This window comes from Plantibacter sp. RU18, from assembly GCF_050613355.1.
Classification (GTDB): Bacteria; Actinomycetota; Actinomycetes; order Actinomycetales; family Microbacteriaceae; genus Plantibacter.
Genome location: NZ_CP159618.1, coordinates 2975288 through 3000124, shown reverse-complemented (window position 1 = coordinate 3000124; position 24837 = coordinate 2975288). Strand labels below are relative to the sequence as shown.

Here is a 24837-nt window from a genome sequence, read left to right as displayed (position 1 = left end):
GGTGTCCGAGCGCTACGCTCGTGCCCAGGTCCTGGGGAGGGCCGGGGGAGGCGTCATGGAGACCGTACGATTCATCCTCGAATTGGTCGTCGTCCTGGGTGCGATCGTCATGGGCACGCGCTCGAGCGGTGTCGGGCTCGGCCTGTGGGGCGGCACGGGTGTCGCCGTGCTCGTCTTCGTCTTCCAGGAGCCGGTGGGGTCGCCTCCGGTCGACGCACTGCTCATCGTCATGTCCGTTGTACTCGCATCGTCGATGATGCAGGCTGCGGGCGGTATCGATTGGATGGTCTCGATCGCGGCGAAGGCGATCTCGCGGAGTCCCCGACAGATCACGCTCGTGGCTCCACTCGTCTCGTTCCTGTTCTCCGTCGGTGCCGGCACCTCGAACATCCTCTATCCGCTGCTGCCGGTCATCCAGGACGTCGCCTACAAGAACAACATCCGTCCCTCCCGCCCTCTCTCCCTGTCGGTCGTCGCGACCGGTGTCGCGCTCGCCTGCAGCCCCGTGTCTGCAGCGATGGCCGCGATGGTGACGCTCACCGACACCGCGCCCTACGGTTTCGAGCTCATCGACATCATCAAGGTGACCTTCCCCGCCGCTGTCGTCGGCATCGTCCTCGCGTCGTTCGTCGTCGCACGGCTCGGGAAGGACATCGAGCACGATCCGGAGATCCAGGCGAAGATCGCGTCCGGCACCATCGAAGCACCGAAGACGGACGGTCCGTTGAAAGCCGCGGATGTGACGGTGACGAAGGCCGGCCGGAACGCCGCCCACATCTTCTTCGCCGGCGTCATCACGATCGTCGTGTTCGGTCTCGCGAAGGGTATCCGTCCGCTGGACGGTGAGGGCGACCCGCTCAGCATGACGCCGATCATCGAGATCATCATGTTCCTCGTCGGCACGCTGATCCTGATGGTGTCGCGGCCCAAGGTCGCCGAGATCCCGACGATGTCGGTCTTCAAGGCCGGCATGGTCTCCGCCATCGCCCTGTTCGGTCTCGCCTGGCTGACAGACACCTTCCTGACCGCGCACCAGGAGGAGATCGCGACGACGGTCGGCAGCTGGGTCGCCGCCCTTCCCTGGATCTTCGCTCTCGGGGTGTTCCTCGTCTGTGTGCTCACGACCTCACAATCGACGGCGACGAGGACAGTCGTGCCGATCGGCCTGGCGGCAGGCATCCCGGTCGGACTCCTCACCGGCATGTGGGCGGGCGCCTTCGCCGGCATCTACCTCCTGCCGACGAACGGCTCGCAGATCGCGGCGGCCAACTTCGACACCTCCGGAAGCACGAAGCTCGGCACCAAGCTCGTCGACCACTCGTTCTTCATCCCGACCCTCGTGCTCGCGGTCATCACGATCGCCTTCGGTGCACTCTTCGGGATCCTCTGGGGCGGACTCTGACCCGTTTCAGCGCCCGGCAAGCGCTCCAGGGTGCCAGGACCGTCAGTCTGTGGTCGCATCGCGATAGGTGTCCCAGGCGCGTTTGCACGCCTGGGCGATGTGGTCGACGTGCTCCGGCTCCGGTTCCACCCAGCCGGTGCCAGGCTGCTGCAGGATCGCCGTGTTGTGCTCACCCAGCAGGAACTCGCGCAGGAACTCGGCCTGGACCGCACCGAGTGAGACTCCGAGTGAGGCCGCCTCGGCGGACACCGTTCGGAACCGCACTCCTGCGTCGATGATCTCGAAGCTCCCGAGATACGGCTGGTTCAACGCGACGGAGGCCGGATCGGCGACGTCGAACGCGCTGCGATGCGTCTGCGCGAGGATGCGCATGTGCTCGGGCGCCATCGTGACCGGGCTCTGCCCGATGGGTTCGCCCTCGTGATCACCGCGGTTGGACAGCGCGACGACCGCCGGCAGCCTGTCCTCCCGGGCGCGTTGCACATTGACGGCACCGTCGACCGTCGTCGTCGTGTTCATCGTGTCGTGGAACGAGAGACGCGTGAATGCGGACGGCGTGCCCGTCGAACCCTCCGCGAAGGACTTCGCGACGAACCGGTCCGAGAGTTCGTCGCGAGTCGTCTCGTAGACGCGCAGACCCTGCTCGGCGACGGCCGTGAACGCGTCCGCGATCCGGTCGACGTCGGCGTCGCTCCCGGGCACGGACAGGAGCGGATAGAACGAGAACGTGACCGGCCTGACGGCGTCGACGCCGCTCAGATCGACACGAGCGTACGGACCTGCTGCACGGACCCGGTCGAAGGCCTCGCGGAGCGTTGCCCGAAGATCCGCCGGACGCTCGCGGTTCGGATCTCGCAGCATCCGCGGATGCGGGTTCTCGACCACGATGATCCGGTGGTCGATCTCCGCCCAGCGCCGGACGATCGCACTGGTCGACACATCGGTGAAGTCGTATTGCAGGCGTCGGGTGAACTCCGGCGCGAGGAAGGACGCCAACTCCTCTGGGATCGCGGCCCCGGCGTGCGGGGCACTCACGAGGAGATCCGCCTCGGCTATCGCGTCGTCGAGGCTGCGCGTCGCCCGATCCGCCCAGAACGTGATGTCCTCGGGCGCGAAGACCGTGCCGGCGGGGATGAGGATCGGCGAATGATCGTCCATGCCCGGCACTCTACTCCGGGGCTCCCGGGGGCACGAGGGGTGCCGACTGCTACGGGGCGGGCGCGCTGCCGTCGGTTGGCGTGGCATGCGGCAACCAGTTCTTCAGCAGGACCTCTTCCGGATCGACGAGGCGCTCCGTGTGCAGGTCGTACTCCGGGTCTCGTTCTGCAAGGAACCGCGTCACGGCGTCGGAGTCCTCGTTGTCATGGCGACGACGCGCGCGGTCCGCTGCATCCTGCGACTCCTGCTCGGTGCTCATGGTTCCCACCGTAGCCGACGCAGGGCGCTCGGGCGCGGCGGCGCTCAGCGGATTCCGGCGACCGAATCCACGGCGGCGACCACGGCGCTCGCCGCATCGTCGAGCTCCTGCTGGGAGACCGACGCCGTGAAGCTGAGGCGCACCGCGGTCTGCGCGACGACCGGTTCGATCCCGATCGCGAGCAGCACCGGGGAGGGATCGTCGCTCCCGGCGGCGCACGCTGAGCCGCTCGACGAGACGACGCCGCGCTGTTCGAGCTCCAGGAGCACGGCCTCGCCGCTCGTGCCGGGGAAGACGAAGGAAGCGATGCCGGGCAGGCGATGCTCCGGGTGACCGGTGAGGCGAGCGCCGGGGACCTCGCGGAGCACGCGGGAGATGAACCGGTCCCGGAGCGCACCGACCCGGACCGACGCGTCTGGTCGTTCCGCCTCGGCGAGTTCGAGTGCGGTCGCGAGCCCCACCGCCGCGGCGACGTTCTCGGTGCCGCTGCGTTTCCCGCGCTCCTGACCGCCTCCGTGCACGAGCGGTTCCAGCGGGAGGGCACCGCGGACCGCCAGCACGCCGATGCCCTTCGGCCCACCGAGCTTGTGGCCGGACAGGCTGAGAGCGTCGACGCCGAGCCGGTCGAGGCCGAGCGGGAGCCACGCGGCTGCCTGGACGGCATCGGTGTGCAACGGAACGCCCGCAGAGCGGGCGATGCCGCCGAGCGCCGTGAGATCCTGCACCGTCCCGATCTCGTTGTTGGCCGCCATGACGCTCGCCAGCACGGTGTCCGGTCGCAGCGCGGCCGCGAAGTCCGCCGGGTCGATCCGTCCGGTGCCGTCGACGGAGACCGTCGTGACCTCGAAACCGTGGAGGCGCCGGAGGTAGTCGGCCGATTCCGCGACGGCCTCGTGCTCGATCGGGGAGATGACCAGATGCCGACCACGGTGGATCGCAGCGAGCGACAGCCCCTTCACCGCGAGGTTGTCGGCCTCCGTGCCACCCGAGGTGAACACGATGTCTCCGGCACGGGTGCCCAGGACGTCCGCGATCCGCCGTCGGGCGTCCTGCAGGCCCGCAGCAGCCGCCTCGCCGACGGTGTGGTGGCTGGACGGGTTGCCGAAGGTGCTCGTGAGATAGGGCCACATCGCTTCGAGCACCTCGCGGCGCACTGGGGTCGTCGCCGCATTGTCGAGGTAGAGCACGTCAGCCGACCGAGATGTCGAGCCCGAGATCGAGCGACCGCACGCTGTGCGTCAGCGCCCCCGAGGAGATGACGTCGACCCCAGTTTCGGCGATCTCCCGCACCGTCGCCAGCGAGACGTTGCCGCTGGCCTCCACGAGAGCCCGTCCGGCCACGAGTCCAACGCCCTGGCGCAGTTCGTCGAGTGTGAAGTTGTCGAGCATGATCGTGTCGATCCCCGCGGCGAGCACGTCCTCGATCTGGTCGAGCCGATCGACCTCGACCTCGATGGTGGTCGTGTGCGGCAGCTGCTCGCGGGCGCTGAGGAGCGCCTGAGTGACGGTGAGGCCTCGCTCGAGTAGCACGGCCAGGTGGTTGTCCTTCACCATGACGGCGTCCGAGAGCGAGTTCCGATGGTTGCGTCCACCGCCGGAACGCACGGCGTGGCGCTCGAAGGCGCGGAGGCCGGGCGTCGTCTTGCGGGTGTCGACGATACGGGCGTGCGTGCCGGACACGGCGGCCACGTACGCGGCAGTGGTGGTGGCGATGCCGCTCATGCGCTGCACGAAGTTGAGCGCCACGCGTTCGGCGGTGAGGAGCGACCGCGCCGGTCCTGAGACCGTCGCGATCGTGTCGCCGGCGGCGAAGGTCTCCCCGTCCGCCACGAGGAACGCGACGCTGAGCTCCGGGTCGGTGAGACGGAAGGCCGCCTCGAACACCGCACTCCCGCTGAAGACGCCGGCCTCACGGGCATTGAGCGTGGCGGAGGCCGTAGCGCCTCTGGGGATGAGGGCGTCAGCGGTGAGATCGCCCCACGGGGCGTCCTCGGCGAGGGCGGCGGTGACGACGGTGTCGATGAGGTGCGGGGTCAGCATGGTGCGAACTCGGTTCCGATCGGGAGTGATTGGTCTGGGGTGCTTTCGGGCGCGGAGGGTCGACCGAGCGCGACGGCGACGGAGGCGGCCTGCGCCGGGTCGATCGCCGGGAAGTCGTCCCTGGCGTGGGCGCCACGGGATTCCGGTCGTCGGAGCGCGGCAGCGACCACGGCGCGAGCGAGCAGCAGCAGGTTCCGGTCCTCGGCGTCGGTCAACGACGTGACGGGCGACGGAGACTGCGCGGTCTCACGTGACCAATGGTCGAGGATGCGCTGTGCCTCGAGGAGCCCTGCGGCGTCTCGGACGAGCCCGGCGTACCGCCACATGACGGCGTGCAGGGCGACGCGATCGAAGGGCTCGACCGGCGGTCCGTCGATGGGGCGTGACGGCGCGATGTCCGGCAGGTCGAGTCGGATCGGCCCGAGTCGCAGCCCGGCGTCTGCGGACCCGCCGACCGGAGCCTGATCGATGGCGGCCACCGCACGAGCCGCGAAGACGGCTCCCTCGAGCAACGAGTTCGAGGCGAGGCGATTGGCCCCGTGGACCCCGGTCCTCGCCACCTCGCCGACCGCGTAGAGCCCGGGCAGGCTCGTCCGTCCGTCGAGATCGGTCGCGATGCCGCCCATCCAGTAGTGCGCAGCCGGAGCCACCTCGACGGGCGTCTGCGACCAGTCGACCCCTGCGGCGCGGATGTGCTCGTCGATGCCGGGGAAGCGCGAAGCGAGTCGATTGGCGCCGAGGCTCGTGGCGTCGAGTGTGACGGGCCGTCCGCCCTGGGAGGCCATGGCCTGCGCGATGCCGCGGGCCACGACGTCGCGAGGCGCGAGCTCAGCATCCGGGTGCAGTGCGACCATGAACCGTTCGCCGTCCGCGTCGCGGAGGACGGCGCCCTCGCCGCGGACCGCTTCGGACACCAGGAAGCTCCCCGGTGTCGTGAGAGCGGTGGGATGGAACTGCACGAACTCGACATCGGCGAGCACCGCCCCCGCCCGCAACGCGGCGGCGGCGCCATCGCCCGTCGCCACGGACGGATTGGTGGTGAAGGGATAGAGCTGGCCGAGTCCGCCCGTCGCCAACACCACGTGCGCTGCATCGATCGAGAAGTCTCCCCGCTCGCGCGAGTGGAATCGGGCCCCGGTGACCACGCCGCCCTGCAGGACGAGGTCGCGGAGGAACGTGTGTTCGAGGACGGGGACGTCTCGTGCTCCGAGCGCCGCGACGAGCGCGGCCTCGATCGCGGCTCCGGTCGCGTCGCCGCCCGCGTGCAGGACACGAGGGTAGGAGTGCGCGGCCTCGAGGCCTTTCGCGAACGTGTCGCCCTCACGATCGAAGGCCACACCGAACGCGATGAGCTCGCGGATCCGATCGGGTCCTTCGGTGCACAGCACCCGCACAGCCGCCTCGTCGCAGAGTCCTGCGCCGGCGAGGAGCGTGTCGCGGATGTGGTCCTCGACACGGTCGTCGTCGAACATCACCCCCGCGATACCGCCTTGCGCGTAGCGGGTGTTGCTCTGGCCGAGGACGTCCTTCGTGACGACGACCACCTCGTGCCGCTCGCTCGCGTGGATCGCGGCGACCAGGCCGGCGATCCCGCTGCCGATGACGAGGACCTTGGCCACGTCAGCCCGCCTGGGTTCCGGGCGCGACCGGAGGCTTCGCCGCCAGCATGCGCTCGAGTGACAGCCGGGCGGGGACTGCGACGTCGTCCGAGACGGTGATGCGGTTGAGTACCTCGCCGGCGACGAGTCCTTCGAGGACCCAGGCCAGGTAGCCGGGATGGATGCGGTACATCGTCGAGCAGGGGCAGATGACGTCGTCCAGGCAGAAGATGGTGTGCTGTGGGAACTGGGCCGCGAGTCGTTGCACCATGTTGATCTCGGTGCCGATCGCGAACGTCGTGCCATCGGGCGCTGCGGCGATCGCCTTCTGGATGTAGTCGGTCGACCCGGCTTCGTCGGCTGCGTCGACGACCGGCATCGGGCACTCGGGGTGGACGATCACGCGCACGCCCGGGTGCTGCGCCCTGGCGCGGTCGATCTGGTCGACGGTGAACCGCTTGTGCACCGAGCAGAAACCGTGCCAGAGGATGACCTCGGCCGCCTGCAGCTCAGCGGCATCGTTGCCTCCGAGTGGACGGTTCGGGTTCCACATTGGCATGCGCTCGAGCGGGACGCCGAGCTTCTTCGCAGTGTTCCTGCCGAGGTGCTGATCCGGGAAGAACAGCACCCGCTGTCCACGCTCGAAGGCCCAGCGCAGCACCGTCTCGGCGTTGCTCGAGGTGCACACGATGCCGCCGTGGCGACCGCAGAACCCCTTCAACGCGGCCGAGGAGTTCATGTAGGTCACCGGGATCACCGGAACCCGGCCGTCGGCGTCGGGTGCGCTGCCGTACAGCGCCTCCAGCGCCTCCCACGCCTCCTCGACCTGGTCGATGTTCGCCATGTCGGCCATCGAGCAACCGGCGGCGAGGTTCGGCAGGATCACGGCCTGCTCGGGTCCTGACAGCAGGTCGGCGGTCTCGGCCATGAAGTGCACGCCGCAGAAGACGATCGCCTCGGCGTCGGTGCGCGCCTTGGCTGCGTTCGCGAGCTGGAAGGAGTCACCGATGTAGTCGGCGTGCTGCACGACCTCGTCGCGCTGGTAGAAGTGGCCGAGGATGACGACCCGGTCGCCGAGGGTCTCCTTCGCGGCGATGATTCGCCGGTGGAGGTCGTCGCGGGATGCGTCGCGGTAGGCGGCCGGCAACTGGCCTTGCCGTGGCGAGCCGGTGGGGATGACGTCGCCCATCGATGCACCGGGGCCGTAGCTCGGTGGCTGCAGATCGAAGACCCACGGGCCTGAGGCGAGTTCCGGGGCGCAGGTCGCGCCGTCTGCAGCACCCTCCGCGATCTCCTGGATGGTGGCGTCGACCGATGCGGTGAGTGTCATGAATGCTCCTGGGGCTGCGAACGCTGATCGTGGGTGGTCGGGGTGGTGCGCGCGCTCGAGGAGCTCCGCAGCGTGGGGGTGTCAGGCCTCGCGATGGGTTGAGCCCACCGGTAGAGCCGTGCCGGGCGGTGCCTGCCCCCCGTGCGCTGCTCGTCGGTGGCGAGCACGAGCCCGGACGACTCGACCTGTCGGCGGAAGTTGGCCGGATCGAGCTGCTTCTGGAGCACGGCCTCGTGGACCTCGCGGAGTTCCGTCAACGTGAAGGTCCCGCCGAGGAAGGCGTGGGCGATGTGGCTGTACTCGAGCTTGTTCCGCAGACGCCAGAGGGCGTACTCGACGATCTGCTGGTGGTCGAACGCGAGGGGCGGAAGGGCGTCGGCCGGAAACCAGCGCACGTTCTGGCCGAGCAGCGTCCGTTTGGCCTCCTCCGAGGCGACGAGGGCCCAATACACGATCGAGACGACGCGCTCATCGGGGGAGCGGTCGAGGTCGCCGAACGCGTACAGCTGCTCCAGGTAGCGCGGCCGGAGCGACGTGGTCGCCTCGAGTGTCGAGGCTGCGGCGTCGGCCAAGGACTGCGCAGCTCCGAGGGGGCCGCCCGGAAGCGCCCAGCGTCCGTCGTACGGCTCGCGGATACGACGGACGAGTGGGAGCCAGATGGCCGGCGCCGGGTCGGTCGCGCCGAAGGCGTCGTCGGTCCGGAGGGTGAAGATCACGGTCGAGACGGCGAGCCCGACCTGCGCGACGTCGACGTCGTCCGCGACTGGCATGGGGGTCATGGTGCAGAGCTCCTGGGATGACGAGTCGAAATGGTCCTTGTGACCTTTACTCGTGTGGTTCTTAGTGTACACCTGACTCGAACACACGCTCCCGATGTGCGGTCGACTCGCGATATGCTGGGCGCTTCAACCGAATATCGGGCCGCAAACACGATGCGGGAGAGCCGGCCACGCCGGCACCGAAGGAGCAAGCCTCCCCGCCAATCTCTCAGGTCCTGTACCGCATCGAACTGGCCACTCTGGAAAGCAGCGCACGTGCATGGTGCGCTCGCCGACGGTGAAAGCAGCGTCAGCAGGTCGGACGCCGCGAAGCTCTCAGGCCAATGACAGAGGGGGAGTTCCCAACGGGCGCCGTCAGGTGTCCGCAGCGCACCACGCGACCCCGGAGAACTCGTGACCGATTCCGAACGAACCAGCCCGCTCCATGCCCTCCACGAAGCCGCTGGTGCGAGCTTCACGGACTTCGCCGGATGGCTGATGCCCGTCCGCTATTCAAGCGATCTCGCCGAGCATCACGCCGTCCGCTCGGCCGCCGGCATCTTCGACATCTCGCACATGGCCGAGATCCAGGTCGCCGGTGCAGACGCTGCCGAGTTCCTCGACCAGGCCCTCGCCGGGAAACTCTCCGCGATCGAGCTCTTCCAGGCCAAGTACTCCCTCCTCCTGAACGAGGCCGGCGGCATCATCGACGACCTCGTCGTCTACCGAAACGGTGAGCAGGAGTACCTCGTCGTCGCGAACGCCGGCAACCGTTCGGCCGTCGTCGCAGCGCTGGCGGAACGGGCGCGTGCCTACGAACACGTCGCCGTCGTCGATCGCAGCGACGAGATCGCCCTCATCGCCGTCCAGGGTCCTGCGTCGCGCGCGATCCTGCAGGCGACGACGGGGCTCGACGTCCTGGACGAACTCCCGTCCCTCGACGAGGTGAAGTACTACCGCGCCACCGGAGCCTCCTTCGCCGGAGGGACCGTGTTCATCGGCCGTACCGGGTACACCGGTGAGGACGGTTTCGAGCTCTACGTGGACGAGGCCGACGCGGTCGAACTCTGGACGGCTCTCGTCGAAGCCGGTACACCACTCGGCCTCGTGCCGGCCGGTCTCGCCAGTCGCGACACGCTTCGGCTCGAAGCGGGCATGCCGCTGTACGGGCACGAGCTCGGGCCCGGCAAGCTGCCGGTGCAGGCTGGACTCGGTCGCATCGTCGCACTCGGGAAGCCAGGCCCCTTCGTCGGTCGTGCAGCCGTCGAGACGGGGCCCGACGCGGACGCCCCGGTACTGGTCGCACTGGTGTCCGAAGGACGACGCGCAGGGCGTGCGGGATACAGCGTCCTCGCAGGAGGAACGGTCGTCGGCGAGGTCACGAGCGGCGCCCTGTCGCCCACACTCGGACACCCCATCGCCATGGCCTACGTGCACCCAGATCATGCCGAGCCGGGCACCGTGCTCGACATCGACGTCCGCGGCACGCGGATCCCCGCGACCGTCACCAAGCTCCCCTTCTATTCGAGAGAGAAGTAACCCATGGCCGACAAGACCACCCTCAAGTACACCGCCGAGCACGAGTGGATCCGCGTCGAGGGCGAACTCGCCGTCATCGGCATCACCGACTACGCCGCTGAGAAGCTCGGCGACGTGGTGTTCGTCGATCTGCCGGCTGTCGGCGCGACCCTCTCGGCCAGCACCGTCGTGGGCGAGATCGAATCGACGAAGTCGGTCGGCGAGCTCTTCGCGCCGCTCGACGGCACCGTCGCCGAGGCCAACGACGCCGTCGTCGACGACCCCTCCCTCGTCAACAGCGACCCGTTCGGTGCCGGCTGGCTCGTCTCCATCCGCTACGACGCCCTGCCCGAGAACCTCCTCAGCTGGGACGAGTACGCAGCGTTGGTGGGCGAGTGATGCCGGAACGCTTCGCGGAACGGCACATCGGCACCGACACCCGAGCGCAGGCGACCATGCTCGCCGCTGTGGGGTACGACAGCGTCGACGCGCTGCTCGCAGCAGCAGTCCCGTCGGCGATCACCGCCGCAGAGCTCGCGTCGTCGAGCATCCCCGACGCCGCGACCGAGCGGGCGGCGCTCGCCGAACTCCGCGGACTCGCCGGCCGCAACACGGTCAATCGCAGCCTCATCGGCCTGGGGTACTTCGACACCGTCACTCCGGCGGTCATCAAGCGCAACGTCCTCGAGAACCCGTCCTGGTACACGGCCTACACGCCGTACCAGCCCGAGATCTCCCAGGGCCGTCTGGAGGCGCTCATCAACTTCCAGACGATGGTCGCCGACCTCACCGGTCTCGACACGGCGAACGCGTCGATGCTCGATGAGAGCACCGCCGTCGTCGAGGGCATGCTGCTCGCGCGTCGGGCGTCCAAGCTCGCGCACGCCGCATTCATCGTCGACACCGACGCCTACCCGCAGACGAAGGCGCTGCTCGCGAGTCGAGCCGAGGCGGTCGGAATCGACCTCATCGAGCTTCCGCTCGCCACGACGGCCCCCGACGAGTTGCCCGAGGCCTTCGGCGTCTTCGTGCAGTATCCCGGCGCGTCCGGTCTCGTCTGGGACCCGTCCGCCGTGCTCGCCGCGGTCAAGGCAGGAGGCGGCGTCTCCGTGGTCGCAGCAGATCTGCTCGCGCTCACGCTCATCACCTCGCCGGGCTCCCTCGGCGCAGACATCGCCGTGGGCACGAGCCAGCGCTTCGGTGTCCCGATGGGCTTCGGCGGCCCGCACGCCGGCTACCTCGCCGTCCGGAAGGGTCTCGAGCGTCAGCTCCCCGGTCGCCTCGTCGGCGTCAGCCAGGATGCGGCGGGTCACCCCGCCTACCGACTCACCCTGCAGACGCGTGAGCAACACATCCGTCGAGAGAAGGCGACGAGCAACATCTGCACCGCGCAGGTCCTGCTGGCGGTGATGGCGGCGATGTACGCGGTCTACCACGGTCCCGCCGGGCTCAAGCGGATCGCACAGTCGGTGCACGCGACGACAGCACAGGCTGCCGACGCCCTCACGGCCGCCGGAGTCGAGGTCCTGACCGGTTCCTACTTCGACACGCTGCAGCTGCGCGTCGAGGACAGCTCGGCGGCCGTCTCGACGGCGCATGAGCGAGGTCTCCTCCTCTGGGCGGTAGACGAGCGCACGGTGTCGATCAGCTTCGACGAGGTCACCGCCCTCGACGAGCCCGATGCGTCCGTCATCACGACCCTCGTCGAGATCCTCGGTTCCGATGCCACCGCTGCTGCGTCGACGTCGTCGTTCGGCGACGCGGCCGTCCAGGAGTACCCCGCCGCGCTCGCGCGCGAAACGGAGTACCTGACGCACCCCGTGTTCAACACGCACCACTCCGAGACGGCGATGATGCGATACCTCAAGCAGCTCGCCGACCGCGACTACGCGCTCGACCGTGGCATGATCCCGCTCGGGTCCTGCACCATGAAGCTCAATGCGGCCACCGAGATGGAGGCGGTCACCTGGCCCGAGTTCGCAGGTCTGCATCCGTTCGCTCCGGCGGAGGACGTCACCGGGTCCCTCGAGCTCGTCGACCAGCTCGAGACGTGGCTCGCCGAGGTCACCGGCTACGACTCCGTCTCCCTGCAGCCGAACGCCGGCAGCCAGGGCGAACTCGCCGGCCTGCTCGCGATCCGCGGGTACCACCGCGCGAATGGGGACGAGCAGCGCACCGTCTGCCTCATCCCGTCGAGCGCGCACGGCACGAATGCGGCGTCAGCGGTGCTCGCCGGCATGAGCGTCGTCGTCGTCGCCTGCGACGAGCAGGGCAACGTCGACCTCGACGACCTGCGTGCGAAGATCGCGGCGAACGCCGAGTCCCTCGCGGCACTCATGATCACGTACCCGTCCACCCACGGCGTGTACGAACACGAGGTCAAGTCGATCACGCAGGCCGTGCACGACGCCGGCGGGCAAGTGTACGTGGACGGCGCGAACCTCAACGCGTTGCTGGGATACGCCCGGTTCGGCGAGTTCGGTGGCGACGTGTCCCACCTGAACCTGCACAAGACGTTCTGCATCCCGCACGGTGGCGGCGGGCCCGGCGTCGGCCCGGTCGCAGCCAAGGCGCATCTCGCGCCGTTCCTGCCCGGCCACCCGCTCGCCCAGCGTGTCGAGCACCCGCTGCTCGGGGGTGGCACGGTCGTGCACGGCGGCGGGCCGATCTCGGCGGCTCCATACGGCAGCCCGAGCATCCTGCCGATCTCGTGGGCCTATGTCCGCATGATGGGTTCGACGGGTCTGCGTGAGGCGACGGGTGCAGCAGTGCTCGCCGCGAACTACATCGCTGCGCGTCTCCAGGAGCACTACCCGGTGCTGTACACGGGCGACAGCGACCTCGTCGCGCATGAGTGCATCCTCGACCTCCGGCCCCTCAAGGAGGCGACCGGGATCACCGTCGACGACGTGGCGAAGCGCCTCGTCGACTACGGTTTCCACGCGCCCACGATGTCGTTCCCGGTGGCTGGGACGCTCATGGTCGAGCCGACCGAGAGCGAGGACCTCGCCGAGGTCGACCGCTTCATCGATGCGATGATCGCGATCAAGGCCGAGGCCGACGCCGTCGCAGCAGGGACGTGGCCTGCTGACGACAACCCGCTCGTCGGAGCACCCCATACGGCTCAGTCGGTGATCGAGGGGGAGTGGACCCACGCGTATTCGCGTGAGCTCGCCGTGTACCCCGTGCACACCCTGGTCCGCACGAAGTACTGGCCGCCGGTACGACGCATCGACCAGGCCTTCGGCGATCGCAATCTCGTCTGCGCCTGTCCGCCCCCGGAGGCCTTCGCCTAGCCTGAACGAGAACGCTCCCTCGCCCATCTTTGGGCGAGGGAGCGTTCGTTCGCCCAGGAACGGGCGATCGAACGGCTAGGAGGTCGGCGTCGCGGCGAAGATCTCCGGCCACCAGGCGACGGCCAGCGGGAACCCGGCGAACGAGATGATGTCGATGATGGCGTGCGCCACCACGAGTGGCATCACCCGTCCCCAACGCTTGTAGCACCAGCCGAATGCGATTCCCATTGCGACATTGCCGAAGAACGGCCCGATGCCCTGGTAGAGGTGGTAGCTCCCGCGCAGCACCGCGGTGGACAGGATGATCGTCCACCAGCCCCAGCCGATCTCGCGCAGTCGGGTGTACAAGTACCCGATGATGATGACCTCCTCCTGGAGGCCCGCTCGGATCGCCGAGAACACGAGCATGGGGATGGTCCACCAGTACATGGTGTCGGGGAAGGTGGACACCGCGACGGTGACCCCCAGAGCGCGGCCGAGCGCGTACACGCCGATGCCCGGTATGCCGATGGCTGCGATGAGCAGGGCACCACGGCCGAGGTCGCGTCCGGGGGAGCGGAGGTCGAGCCCCATCCGCGCGAACCCGCTCTGCGCCGGTCGCCAGAGCAAGTAGACGACGAGCGCGACCGGTGCCAGCTGGAAGAAGAGCCCGAGGAACTGGTAGCTGAAGTCGAGCCACTCCCTGGTCGATTGCGTGGTGTTGATGGCGGCGGACTGGTCGGAGAGCGGCGGGCCCGCCGTGAGTTTCGCGATGATCGAGATGATCGAGTACACGGCCGATGCGCCGAGGCTGAGCGCCAGGACGATCCCGATCTCCCACCAGCGTCTGGCGTTGCCCCCGACGTCCGGGAGCCGAGGACCTCGGTCGACCATGCTCTGCTCGCTCACCGCACCATTCTGGTGGCTCCAGCCTGTATGCGCACCGCATAGCAGCATTGAAAGCCGATTCCGGCCAGGATGTCGGAATATGCATACGATGCGTATGTTCGTCGTCAATGGCCGTGCAGGAGTTTTGCGAACAGCGTCGTTCTCTTGCGTCGGAGGCGAGATACGTGCACGGAAACGCGCAAGCGAGCAACATTCCGTCATTTCGGTTACCGCTGTGTAACGTTTGGCGTCCCAGTTTGCTCGTCGTCCTTCTTCTGCTTATCGTCAGAGTATTCAAAGAGCGATTCTGCGCACACGATGCGCCGATTCCGCTTGCCCTTTCCCCAAGGAGGAACTGTGAAGTTCAGTCGGTTCGGCTCTGCCGCCGCCATCATCGCAGCAGGGGCTCTCGTCCTCACCGGTTGTTCCGGTGGCGGTTCCAGCAGCGAGAGCACCAGCAGCACGTCATCCATCATCACGACCAACGGCTCCGAGCCGGAGTCGGGCCTCATCCCCAGCGACACCAACGAGGTCGGTGGCGGAAAGATCATCGATGAGGTCTTCGCAGGCCTCCGTTACTACGCTGCCGACGGCAAGCCGGTCGATGACCTGGCCGAGTCGATCGACACGGATGACTCGACCACCTTCACGATCAAGGTCAAGGCCGATCAGAAGTTCACCAACGACGAGCCGGTGACGGCGGAGTCGTTCGTGATGGCTTGGCAGGACGCAGTCGTCAACCTCCGCAAGAACGCATCGTTCTTCTCGGACATCGAGGGCTACAACGAGACGGGCCAGCCGCTGACCGGCCTCACCGTCGTCGACGACAACACCTTCACGGTCAAGCTCAGCGCGGCGGCCTCCGACTTCCCGCTGCGCCTCGGCTACTCGGCGTTCTACCCGCTGCCCGCGTCGGCATTCGACGAGGCCGGCAAGGTGACCGACGAGTTCGGTCAGAACCCGATCGGCAACGGCCCGTACAAGGTCGACGGCGACAAGGCATGGAAGCACAACGAGTCGATCAAGCTCGTCAAGAACGACGAGTACAAGGGCGGCCGCGAGGCCAAGAACGGTGGCCTGACGGTCACGTTCTACAAGGACTTCGACAGCGCCTACGCTGATCTGCTGAGTGGCAACCTCGACGTCCTGGACCAGATCCCGGACTCCGCGCTCTCCACGTTCCAGGACGACCTGGGCGACCGCGCGGTCAACCAGCCTGCCGCTGTCTTCCAGTCCTTCACCATCCCGTCCCGCCTGCCGCACTTCAGCGGCGAAGAGGGCGAGCTGCGCCGTACAGCGATCTCCTACGCGATCAACCGCGATGAGATCACGAAGGTCATCTTCAACGGGACCCGCACGCCGGCGACCGACTTCACGTCGCCGGTCATCGACGGCTACTCGAAGGACATCGAAGGTTCGGACGTCCTGAAGTACAACGAGAAGAAGGCCAAGGAACTCTGGGCCGAGGCTGACGCCATCTCCCCGTGGGACGGCTCCTTCCAGATCGCCTACAACGCTGACGGGCCGCACCAGGCCTGGGTCGATGCTGTGACCAACGGCATCAAGAACGTTCTCGGCATCGAGTCGTCCGGTGTTCCGGTCGCCGTGTTCGGTGACTTCCGCGCTGGCATCACCGACCGCTCCATCCAGACGGCGTTCCGCTCCGGATGGCAGGCCGACTACCCCGGTCTGTACAACTTCCTCGCCCCGCTCTACGCGACCGGCGCCTCCTCGAACGACGGCGACTACTCGAGCCCCGAGTTCGACAAGCTCCTCGCCGAGGGTTCGAGCGAGACCGACCTGGACGCTGCGAACAAGAAGTTCCAGGATGCACAGGCGGTCCTGTTCAAGGACCTCCCCGCCATCCCGCTCTGGTACCAGAACGTCAGCGGTGGCTTCGGCGAAGGCGTGCAGAACGTCGAGTTCGGTTGGAACTCGGTGCCGCTGTATTACGAGATCACCAAGTAGTCTTGTAGCGGCATAGCTGGGTGGGTCCGGTTTTCTCCGGACCCACCCAGCTTCACGAGTTCAGGAGTCCCACACCATGGGCGGTTACATTCTTCGTCGTGTCTTGCAGGCCATCCCCGTACTGCTCGGCACGACCTTCCTCATCTATTTCATGGTCTTCGCGTTGCCCGGTGATCCCGTGCTCGCACTGTTCGGCGACAAGACGCCGAGCGCCGCGCAGATCGCACAACTCAACGCCGAGTACAACCTCGACAAACCGTTCATCGTGCAGTACTTCCTGTACTTGGGCGGCATCTTCATCGGCGACCTCGGTACGTCGTTCTCCGGTCAGCCGGTCAGCGAGATCCTCGCGCAGGCCTTCCCGGTCACGCTGCGTCTCGCAGTGATCGCCGTCTTCTTCGAGATGGTCGCCGGTATCACGATCGGCCTCATCTCGGGTATCCGCAAGGGTGGCATCTTCGACGCGTCGTTCCTCGTCGTCAGCCTCATCCTCATCTCCCTGCCGGTGTTCGTCATCGCGTTCGTCGCCCAGTACGTCTTCGGTATCCAGTTGGGGTGGTTCAGACCCACGGTGGGACCGGGGGCGCCGATCCAGGATCTGATCCTGCCGGCGCTCGTCCTCGCGACGATCAGCTTCGCGCAGATCGTGAGACTGACCCGGTCATCGGTGATCGAGACCCAGTCCCTCGACTTCGTCCGCACCGCGTACTCGAAGGGCCTCAGCCGCCGTCGGGTCATCCCCGTGCACATCCTGCGGAACTCACTGATACCGGTGGTGACGTACCTGGCCGTCGACTTCGGCGTGCTCATCGTCGGGGCCACCGTCACCGAGGGCATCTTCAACGTGCCGGGCGTCGGCCGCACGCTCTATCAGGCCATCCTGCGAGGCGAAGGGCCCACGGTCGTGTCGTTCGTGACCGTGATGGTGCTGTTCTACCTCATCATCAACCTCGTCATCGATCTGTTCTACGCCGTGCTCGACCCAAGGATCCGCTATGTCAAGTAATGATCAGGAGCCGACGATCAAGCGATCCCCGAATCACTTCGTCGCGCCGCTCGAAGAGACCCCGTTGGCGGTCATCGATGCCGTTAAGGTCGACGAGAAGGTCAGCAACCTCTGGACGGACGCTTGGGCGTTCATGCGCCGTCGTCCGATGTTCTGGATCTCGTCGTTCCTCATCCTGCTTGTCGTCGTCGTCGGTCTGTTCCCCTTCCTGTTCACACAGACGCCCCCGAACAACGAGTGCTTCCTGGCGAACAGCAACGGTGGCCCGGAAGCCGGACACATCCTCGGCTTCACGAAGCAGGGGTGTGACATCTTCTCGCGGGTCATCTACGGCACGTCCACGTCACTGTCGGTCGGACTCATCGTCACGCTCATCACGGCGAGCCTCGGCATCGTGTTCGGTGCCTTCGCCGGGTTCTACGGCGGCTGGGTCGATTCGGTCCTGTCCCGCATCGGCGACATCTTCTTCTCGATCCCGTACATCCTCGCGGCCGTCGTCGTGATGTCGGTGCTCGCGAAGTACCGCAGCGTGTGGACGATCTCGCTCGCGATCGGCTTGTTCGCCTGGCCATCAGTGGCACGCGTGCTCAGGGCCGAGGTGCTCCGGGTCAAGAACGCGGATTACGTGCAGGCGTCCATCGCCTTGGGCGTCTCTCGCTTCAAGATCCTGCTGCGTCACGTCCTGCCGAACGCCATCCCTCCGGTGATCGTCGTCATCACGATCTCCTTGGCTGCCGCGATCGTTGCCGAGGCGACGCTGTCCTTCCTCGGCGTCGGGCTCGGGAGCGAGACCATGTCGTGGGGCAACGACATCAGCCAGGCGCAACGTGATCTGCGCACCGCGCCACAGGTTCTGATCTACCCGTCGATCGCGCTGTCGCTCACTGTGCTCAGCTTCATCATGATGGGCGAAGTCCTGCGCGACGCTCTCGACCCGAAGGCGAGGGCCCTCCGTTGAACGCGACCCAGTTGACCACGCAGCAGCCGCTGCTCGAGGTGAAAGACCTCGAAGTGACGTTCCGCACGCAGAGCGGGATCGTGCAGGCGGTTCGAAAGACGAACTTCACGATGATGCCCGGCGAGACCGTGGCGATCGTGGGGGAGTCCGGTTCGGGGAAGTCCACGACCGCTCACGCGATCATCAACCTGTTGCCCGGCACCGGCAAGATCAGCGGGGGCGAGATCCTCTTCGAAGGTCGCGACCTCGCGAAGCTGCCGAGCAAGGAGATCGAAGACGTCCGTGGGCGCCTGATCGGCTTCGTGCCGCAGGACCCGATGTCGAACCTCAACCCCGTATGGAACATCGGGTTCCAGGTCGAGGAGGCGATCCGCGCCAACGGGATCGCTGTCGGCAAGAAGGCCGTCCGCGCGAAGGCGATCGAGGTCCTCAAGCAGGCAGGCCTGTCGGACGCCGAGCGTCGCCTGAAGCAGTTCCCGCACCAATTCTCGGGCGGAATGCGACAGCGTGTGCTCATCGGTATCGGGTTGTCCTCGAGTCCCAAGTTGCTCATCGCCGACGAGCCCACCTCGGCGCTCGACGTCACGGTGCAGCGGAAGATCCTCGACCACCTCGAGAGCATGACCCGCGACAGCGGTACGTCGTTGCTCTTCATCACGCACGACCTCGGACTCGCTGCCGAGCGTGCCGAGAAACTCATCGTCATGTACAAGGGGCAGATCGTCGAAGCGGGACCGTCCGTCGAGATCCTGCAGAACCCGGTGCACCCGTACACGCAGCGTCTGGTCGCCGCGGCACCGAGCCTCGCCTCGCGCCGCATCCAATCGGCGACCGGCTCGCTCGAGACGCTCGAGCACGAGGCCCCGGCCGGTTCAGAGGGCATCGACCTCATCGTGGCGGCGGAGCATCGTGCGGCGGCCCAGGCTGCCCAGCCCGATGAGGAAGCTGCCATCGTGGTCAAGAACCTCGAGAAGGTCTACAACATCCGTGGGCAGAAGGCCGAGACACGCGAGCTCAAGGCCGTCGACGACGTCTCCTTCGAGATTCCGCGCGGCACCACCATGGCGCTCGTGGGTGAATCCGGCTCCGGCAAGTCCACCGTGGCCAAGTTGCTCCTGCAGCTGGAGACACCGACGTCCGGCTCCATCCGCATCGGCGGTCGGGAGATGGAAGGCCTCGACCGGAAGGGTCTCCTCGCGCTGCGTCGGAAGATGCAGCCGGTCTTCCAGGACCCCTACGGCTCGCTCGATCCGCTGCGGAACATCGGTAACACGATCGCGGAGCCGCTCGTCACCCACAAGGTGGGCGACAAGGCCTCACGTCGTGCACGGGTGCTGGAACTCCTCGATCAGGTGTCCCTGCCGCAGTCGGTGGCCACGCGCTACCCGAACGAGCTCTCCGGCGGTCAGCGGCAGCGCATCGCGATCGCCCGTGCGCTCGCGCTGAAGCCTGAGATCGTCGTGCTCGACGAGGCGGTCTCCGCGCTCGACGTCCTGGTCCAGGCGCAGATCCTGCAGCTGCTGGCTGACCTCCAGTCGGAACTGCAGCTGACGTACCTCTTCATCACGCACGACCTCGCGGTCGTGCGGGTGATCGCGGACAACGTCGCCGTCATGCAGAAGGGCAAGATCGTCGAGGCGTCCACCACGGACGACGTCTTCGAGAACCCGAGGCAGCAGTACACACGCGAACTCCTCGACGCCATCCCCGGCGCCGGAATCGAGCTCGCCCTGTAAGCAGCGGTCAGACGTCGAAGGGCGGTGCAGCGGAGCGATCCGGCTGCACCGCCCTTCGGCGTTCCGGGCTGGTACCCGGTGGCCGGCATCAACCGAGGAGCGCGGAGGTCACACCCCAGATGAGGATCCCTGCGGTGACGGCAATGGCGACGAGGTCCCAGCGCGAGACGGCGCGGCGCGAATCGGCCGGGTCGATCCGACCCCAGCGCTCGTGCGACCGTTCGATCAGCTGGATGGCCGTGGGGCCCTCGTTTCCGGCGCGGCCCGGACGGCGCACGCCGGAGGCCCGTTCCTGATGGTCGACACCCTGTCGCCCCGCTCGACCGCCGAGCATCGACGGGCGGTCGAGACCTGCTGACGGAGCGCCCCAGCTGGTGATCTTGCGACCGTCACGCAACAACACGGTGAGCTGATAGCGGCTCGTCGTCTCCTCCATGCGCGGCCAGGGGATCTCGTGCAGACGGCCGACGTTCACGATGGTGAGCTGCGAGGGCTCGACGATGATGCACGGGCGAACCAGGACCAGGTAGATCACCCAGACGACGAGCAGTTCCCAGGGCAGGGCCTGCAGGGCGAAGCCCCAGGCGCCGCGTCCGACCGCGTCGACGATGAAGAAGATCATGAGCAGTCCGCTGACCCCGAGGATCCAGTAGCCGCTCGTGCTGCGGAGAGTCGTCCGGTTGGCGGCATTCGTCGCGTCGTTCACGCCGTCCATCCTCGCAGGCCCTCCTGCGTTCGCGTGCCGCCGATCCGGTCAGGCCGGGATGAGACGATCGCTCTCCGCGTGATGGCAGGCCACGAGGCGTCCGTCCAGCGGACGCTCTCGAGGATCGTCCTGCTCGCAGACGGCCTGCTTCTCCGGTGGGAGCAACTGGAACAGTGGGCACCGGCTCCGGAAACTGCAGCCGACGCGTTCGTCACTGGGGGAGGGCAGGTCGCCGTCGAGGAGGATGCGTCGTCGACTGCGTTCGATCTCGGGGTCCGGCACGGGAACGGCGGACAGGAGCGCCTGCGTGTACGGGTGGCGGGGGTTCGCGAAGATCTCCTCGCTCGGCCCGTACTCCACGATGCGTCCGAGGTACATGACCGCGACGTCGTCGGCGATGTGCCGGACGACTGCGAGGTCGTGGGCCACGAACAGGTAGGAGAGGCCGAGCCGTTGCTTCAGGTCTTCCAGCAGGTTGATGACGCCGGCCTGCACCGACACGTCGAGCGCGGAGACGGGTTCATCGAGGACGAGGATCTTCGGCTCCACGACGAGTGCGCGTGCGATGCCGATGCGTTGGCGTTGGCCGCCGGAGAACTCGTGCGGGTAGCGTCCGGCGAAGGATGGTTCGAGTCCGACGAGCTCGAGCATTGCCGCGACCCGTTCACGGATCTCGGCCGGCGCGACGTGGTGCACCGTCAGCGGTTCGCCGATGATGTCCTCGATCGTCATCCGCGGGTCGAGCGAGGCCATCGGATCCTGGAAGACGACCTGGATGTCACTGCGGAGCGTGCGACGGTCCGGCTTCGACAGCGTCGCCGTGTCGACACCGTTGACGTGGATGCTCCCCGACTGGGTCTTCGCGAGTTCGAGGATCTCCATGATCGTCGTGGTCTTGCCGCAGCCTGACTCGCCGACGAGGCCGAGCGTCCGACCGCGCTGCACGCTGAACGACACGCCGTCGACCGCGCGCACGGTGCCGATGGTCCGGCGGAACACGACCCCCTTCGTGAGCGGGAAGGCGCGCTTGAGGTCCCGCACGTCGAGCACCGTCTCGGGCGCGACCTCTGCGACGAGCTCCTCGGGGACCTCGTCGGGACGGGGGAAGATCTCGGGACGACGGAGCGAACCGTCGGCGATCTCCTCCGCGCGGATGCACGCTGCGGTGTGCTGCAGGGTCGCTGAGACATCGTCGATGTGGCCGTCGAGGATCGGCCGGAGTGCCGGCTCACCGTCGAGGCAGGCTGCCACGGCGATCGGGCACCTCGGCGCGAACGGACAGCCGGTCGGCACCTGGGTCAGGAGCGGGGGCCGACCCTCGAGCGGAACGAGCCGTTCCTGCTGGTTCGCCGCCATGTTCGGCATGGAACGCAGGAGGCCGATCGTGTAGGGCATCAACGGCTCACGGAAGAGGGGGACGACCGGCGCGGTCTCCACGATCCGGCCGGCGTACATCACGGCCACTCGATCGGCGTTGCCCGCGACGACGCCGAGGTCGTGGGTGATGAGTACGACGGCTGCGCCCGTGATGTCCTTCGCCTCCTGCAGCACCTCCAGGATCTGGGCCTGGATCGTGACGTCGAGCGCGGTGGTCGGTTCGTCGGCGATGATCAGCTGCGGGTCGTTCGCGATCGCGATGGCGATCATGGCCCGCTGGCGCATGCCGCCGGAGAATTCATGTGGGAACGACTTGGCGCGCCGTTCGGCGTTCGGGATGCCGACGATCTTGAGGAGTTCGACCGCCCGTGCTTCGGCAGCACGCTGGGACAGGGCGGAGTCGTGCAGCCGCAGGCCCTCGGCGATCTGCTGACCGATCGTGTAGACGGGGGTGAGCGCCGACAGCGGGTCTTGGAAGATCATCGCGATGTCGCGGCCGCGGATCCTCGACAGCTCGCGGTCGGACTGTCCGAGCAGCTCGGTCCCGTCGTACCGGATGCTGCCCGTGACCTGCGCGTTCGTCGGTAGGAGACCCATGACGGCCATGGACGAGACGCTCTTGCCCGAGCCGGACTCGCCGACGATGCCCAAGAACTCGCCGCGCCGCACCTCGTAGGACACACCGCGGACGGCGTGCACGGGCGTGCCTGCGTTGGGGAACGTGACGCTGAGGTCCTGGACCTGGAGGATCGGCTGCGCCGTGGAGGGGTCAGTCACGGTTGGCTCCTGAGGTCGGGTCGATGGCGTCGCGGAGCGAGTCGCCGAGGAGGCTGGAGGCGAGCACCGTGATCACGAGGATGCCGGCGGGGAAGACGAACAGCCAGGGCCTCGTGACGGCGGCGCTCGCTCCAGCTGCGAGGAGTGTGCCCAGCGAGACGTCGGGTGCCTGGACGCCGAAGCCGAAGAAGCTCAGGGTGGTCTCCGAGAGGATGGCGGCACCGATGCCGAGCGTCGCATCGATGATGAGAAGAGACGCGACGTTGGGGATGATGTGACGCCGCACGATCGTGAATCCGGGGACGCCCATGAAACGTGCGGCCTTTACGTACTCGCGTTCCCGCAGCGACATCGTCTGCCCGCGGATGACGCGGGCGAGCACCATCCAGCCGAAGATCGCGAGGAACACCACCAGCGCGAGCCAGGAGAGCGACTTGAACACGGGGCTGAGCAGCACAAGGAGGAAGAACCCGGGGATGACGAGGAGGAGGTCGATGACCCACACGATCACCTTGTCCCAGACGCCGCCGACGTAGCCGGCGATCGCACCCACGAGACCGGCGATGATCGCGGCTGCAGGGCCGACGATGAGGCCGATGACGAGCGACTTCTGGAGCCCGACGAGGGTCTGGACATAGACGTCCTGGCCGATGTTGTTCGTGCCGAACCAGTGCGACGGTGACGGCGGCTGGCTGAAGGCGAGGCCGTCCTGGTCGGTGAACGACCACGGGTAGAGCAGCGGGCCGACGAAGGCCCACAGGATGATGAAGAGCAGGACTCCGCCGCCGATTCGGGCCCGCTTGGTGGCGAGCACCTTGCGCAGGATCGTGCGTCCGCGGGACTGCGGGCGCTTCGGAGCCTCGCGCATCGTCTCCGGTTCGCCGACGGTGAGGGTCGTTGGATCGGTCAGTGCCATGGCGGCTACACCCGCACTCTCGGGTCAAGGGCGGCGTAGATGACGTCGGAGAGCGTTCCGGCGATCAGCACGAGGATGGAGGTGAAGAGGATCGTGCCGGTCGCTGCGTTGATGTCCGCGTTCGAGACGCTCGTGAGCAGGTATTCGCCCATGCCGTGCCAGCTGAACACGTTCTCCGTGACGCTCGCCCCGGTGAGGATGAGCCCGAAGGAGTAGGCGAAGAAGGTCGACATGGGGATGAGGGCGACGCGCACGCCGTGGCGGATGATGGCGGAACCGCGGGTGCGGCCCTTCGAGCGCGCCGTGCGGATGTAGTCGGCGCTCATCACGTCGAGCATCGCGCTGCGCTGGTACCGCGAGTACGAGGCGACGGCACCCACCGTGAGGGTGATGGTTGGCAGCAGCAGGTGCATGATGCGATCGCCGAACTGCGTCCAGAACCCGCCTTGCAGCCCCGCGGTGTACTCACCCGTGAAGTTGATGACGTTCGTCCCCACCGCCTGGTTGAGCGAGGTGGCGAGGATCATGAGCACGACACCGATGACGAAGACCGGGGTCGCGAGGATCGTGAACGAGGAGTACGTGATGATCTGATCGCTCGCCCGATACTGCCGGACCGCGCCCCAGACGCCGAGGGCGACGCCGATCACCGCGCCGAGGATGGTGCCGATGATGAGCAGCCGAAGGCTGGTGCCCGAACGTTCGATGATGTCCGCCGTGACCTGCGTGCCTCGCGTGCTCACGCCGAGCGACCCTGTCGTGACGAGCTGCACGACCCAGTCCCAGAGCCGTTCGAGAAGCGGGACGTTCGGGTTCACTCCCATCTTGTCGAGCGCGAGGTCGATCGACGACTGCGGGACGGGAGGATTCTTGCCGAGGAAGCGGGCCGCCGGCTGGAGCGTCATGCTGACGAGCACGTAGCCCAGCATCGTGGCGATGGCGGAGAGGAACAGATAGTTGACCAGTCGCCGTGCAATGAACCCGATCATGTACCAGCCTTGCGATGTCGTGTGAGGGACCGCGTCGTCCCTGCAGCTGTCACCCCTCGTGGGGGTGGAGACACTGTAACCCCCAACTGTCGGGAAACGGAAAACGACGCGTGGTCCTATGAAACGAAACGTATGTTTCCGGCAGGTGCCCGCGACAAATCGAAACGGTAACAATTCG

The 24837-nt window shown here is 67.3% G+C and carries 20 protein-coding genes and 2 riboswitches; of the genes, 8 read left to right on the top strand and 12 right to left on the bottom strand.

What is annotated here, in order from left to right; genetic code table 11:
- The first annotated feature begins 55 nt into the window (after positions 1-55).
- A complete protein-coding gene (locus tag ABMA10_RS14375; RefSeq protein WP_347870519.1) occupies positions 56-1402 on the top strand; it encodes an anaerobic C4-dicarboxylate transporter family protein in 1347 nt (448 codons plus the stop codon).
- Between the two features lie 42 nt (positions 1403-1444).
- Here the strand turns inward: ABMA10_RS14375 and ABMA10_RS14370 are convergent, their stop codons facing one another.
- Genes ABMA10_RS14370 through ABMA10_RS14340 form a run of 7 tightly spaced genes read right to left on the bottom strand, consistent with a single transcriptional unit; the run spans position 1445 to position 8566 of the window.
- Entirely contained in the window at positions 1445-2560 is a 1116-nt protein-coding gene (locus tag ABMA10_RS14370) for an N-formylglutamate amidohydrolase (protein WP_347870518.1), read from the bottom strand.
- A 49-nt stretch (positions 2561-2609) separates the two neighbouring features.
- Positions 2610-2819: a hypothetical protein gene (locus tag ABMA10_RS14365; RefSeq protein WP_347870517.1), complete on the bottom strand. Its 210-nt coding sequence runs from the start codon at positions 2817-2819 to the stop codon at positions 2610-2612.
- A gap of 44 nt (positions 2820-2863) precedes the next feature.
- Complete coding sequence (locus ABMA10_RS14360) at positions 2864-4006, bottom strand: cysteine desulfurase family protein (RefSeq protein WP_431030642.1); 1143 nt, start codon at positions 4004-4006, stop codon at positions 2864-2866.
- A gap of 1 nt (position 4007) precedes the next feature.
- A complete protein-coding gene (gene nadC, locus ABMA10_RS14355) occupies positions 4008-4859 on the bottom strand; it encodes a carboxylating nicotinate-nucleotide diphosphorylase (protein WP_347870515.1) in 852 nt (283 codons plus the stop codon).
- The gene (gene nadB / locus ABMA10_RS14350; RefSeq protein WP_347870514.1) at positions 4853-6478 is read right to left on the bottom strand and encodes an L-aspartate oxidase; all 1626 of its coding nucleotides are present in this window, start codon (positions 6476-6478) and stop codon (positions 4853-4855) included. Before nadB ends, nadC begins: the two co-directional genes overlap by 7 nt.
- Before the next feature lies 1 nt (position 6479).
- Positions 6480-7787: a quinolinate synthase NadA gene (nadA, locus tag ABMA10_RS14345; RefSeq protein WP_347870513.1), complete on the bottom strand. Its 1308-nt coding sequence runs from the start codon at positions 7785-7787 to the stop codon at positions 6480-6482.
- Positions 7784-8566 (bottom strand): NUDIX hydrolase, encoded by a 783-nt coding sequence (locus tag ABMA10_RS14340; RefSeq protein ID WP_347870512.1) that lies wholly within the window; start codon positions 8564-8566, stop codon positions 7784-7786. Before ABMA10_RS14340 ends, nadA begins: the two co-directional genes overlap by 4 nt.
- A 146-nt stretch (positions 8567-8712) precedes the next feature.
- A riboswitch (glycine riboswitch) is annotated at positions 8713-8799 on the top strand.
- Position 8800: 1 nt separating this feature from the next.
- A riboswitch (glycine riboswitch) is annotated at positions 8801-8903 on the top strand.
- A gap of 56 nt (positions 8904-8959) precedes the next feature.
- Between ABMA10_RS14340 and gcvT the strand changes: the two genes are divergently transcribed.
- The 3 genes from gcvT to gcvP are packed head-to-tail and all read left to right on the top strand — an operon-like array spanning position 8960 to position 13359.
- The gene (gcvT, locus tag ABMA10_RS14335) at positions 8960-10084 is read left to right on the top strand and encodes a glycine cleavage system aminomethyltransferase GcvT (protein ID WP_431030641.1); all 1125 of its coding nucleotides are present in this window, start codon (positions 8960-8962) and stop codon (positions 10082-10084) included.
- A gap of 3 nt (positions 10085-10087) precedes the next feature.
- On the top strand, positions 10088-10462 hold the full coding sequence (gene gcvH / locus ABMA10_RS14330; protein ID WP_347870510.1) for a glycine cleavage system protein GcvH: 375 nt from the start codon (positions 10088-10090) through the stop codon (positions 10460-10462).
- Positions 10462-13359 carry an aminomethyl-transferring glycine dehydrogenase gene (gene gcvP, locus ABMA10_RS14325; RefSeq protein ID WP_347870509.1) on the top strand — a complete coding sequence of 966 codons (2898 nt, stop codon included), beginning with the start codon at positions 10462-10464 and terminating at the stop codon, positions 13357-13359. The genes gcvH and gcvP overlap by 1 nt, the downstream gene beginning before the upstream one ends.
- Positions 13360-13434: 75 nt before the next feature.
- Here gcvP and ABMA10_RS14320 read toward each other — a convergent pair whose 3' ends face one another.
- Positions 13435-14247, bottom strand: a complete 813-nt coding sequence (locus ABMA10_RS14320; RefSeq protein ID WP_347870508.1) for a CPBP family intramembrane glutamic endopeptidase — start codon at positions 14245-14247, stop codon at positions 13435-13437.
- A 336-nt stretch (positions 14248-14583) separates the two neighbouring features.
- On the opposite strand from ABMA10_RS14320, the gene ABMA10_RS14315 reads away from it, so the two are divergent.
- The 4 genes from ABMA10_RS14315 to ABMA10_RS14300 all read left to right on the top strand — a co-directional run bounded on the left by ABMA10_RS14315 (position 14584) and on the right by ABMA10_RS14300 (position 19894).
- Complete coding sequence (locus ABMA10_RS14315) at positions 14584-16194, top strand: peptide ABC transporter substrate-binding protein (RefSeq protein WP_347870507.1); 1611 nt, start codon at positions 14584-14586, stop codon at positions 16192-16194.
- A gap of 76 nt (positions 16195-16270) precedes the next feature.
- The gene (locus ABMA10_RS14310) at positions 16271-17200 is read left to right on the top strand and encodes an ABC transporter permease (protein ID WP_347870506.1); all 930 of its coding nucleotides are present in this window, start codon (positions 16271-16273) and stop codon (positions 17198-17200) included.
- Complete coding sequence (locus ABMA10_RS14305) at positions 17190-18158, top strand: ABC transporter permease (RefSeq protein WP_347870505.1); 969 nt, start codon at positions 17190-17192, stop codon at positions 18156-18158. Before ABMA10_RS14310 ends, ABMA10_RS14305 begins: the two co-directional genes overlap by 11 nt.
- An 11-nt stretch (positions 18159-18169) precedes the next feature.
- Entirely contained in the window at positions 18170-19894 is a 1725-nt protein-coding gene (locus ABMA10_RS14300) for a dipeptide ABC transporter ATP-binding protein (protein ID WP_431030640.1), read from the top strand.
- A gap of 88 nt (positions 19895-19982) precedes the next feature.
- On the opposite strand, the gene ABMA10_RS14295 is transcribed toward ABMA10_RS14300, so the two are convergent.
- From ABMA10_RS14295 to ABMA10_RS14280, 4 genes are read right to left on the bottom strand one after another with little or no spacing between them, the layout of a single operon-like run.
- Positions 19983-20600, bottom strand: a complete 618-nt coding sequence (locus ABMA10_RS14295; protein WP_347870503.1) for a hypothetical protein — start codon at positions 20598-20600, stop codon at positions 19983-19985.
- Between the two features lie 48 nt (positions 20601-20648).
- On the bottom strand, positions 20649-22754 hold the full coding sequence (locus ABMA10_RS14290) for an ABC transporter ATP-binding protein (RefSeq protein WP_347870502.1): 2106 nt from the start codon (positions 22752-22754) through the stop codon (positions 20649-20651).
- Entirely contained in the window at positions 22747-23670 is a 924-nt protein-coding gene (locus tag ABMA10_RS14285) for an ABC transporter permease (RefSeq protein WP_347870501.1), read from the bottom strand. Before ABMA10_RS14285 ends, ABMA10_RS14290 begins: the two co-directional genes overlap by 8 nt.
- A gap of 5 nt (positions 23671-23675) precedes the next feature.
- Complete coding sequence (locus ABMA10_RS14280) at positions 23676-24659, bottom strand: ABC transporter permease (RefSeq protein ID WP_347870500.1); 984 nt, start codon at positions 24657-24659, stop codon at positions 23676-23678.
- Positions 24660-24837: the final 178 nt, after the last annotated feature.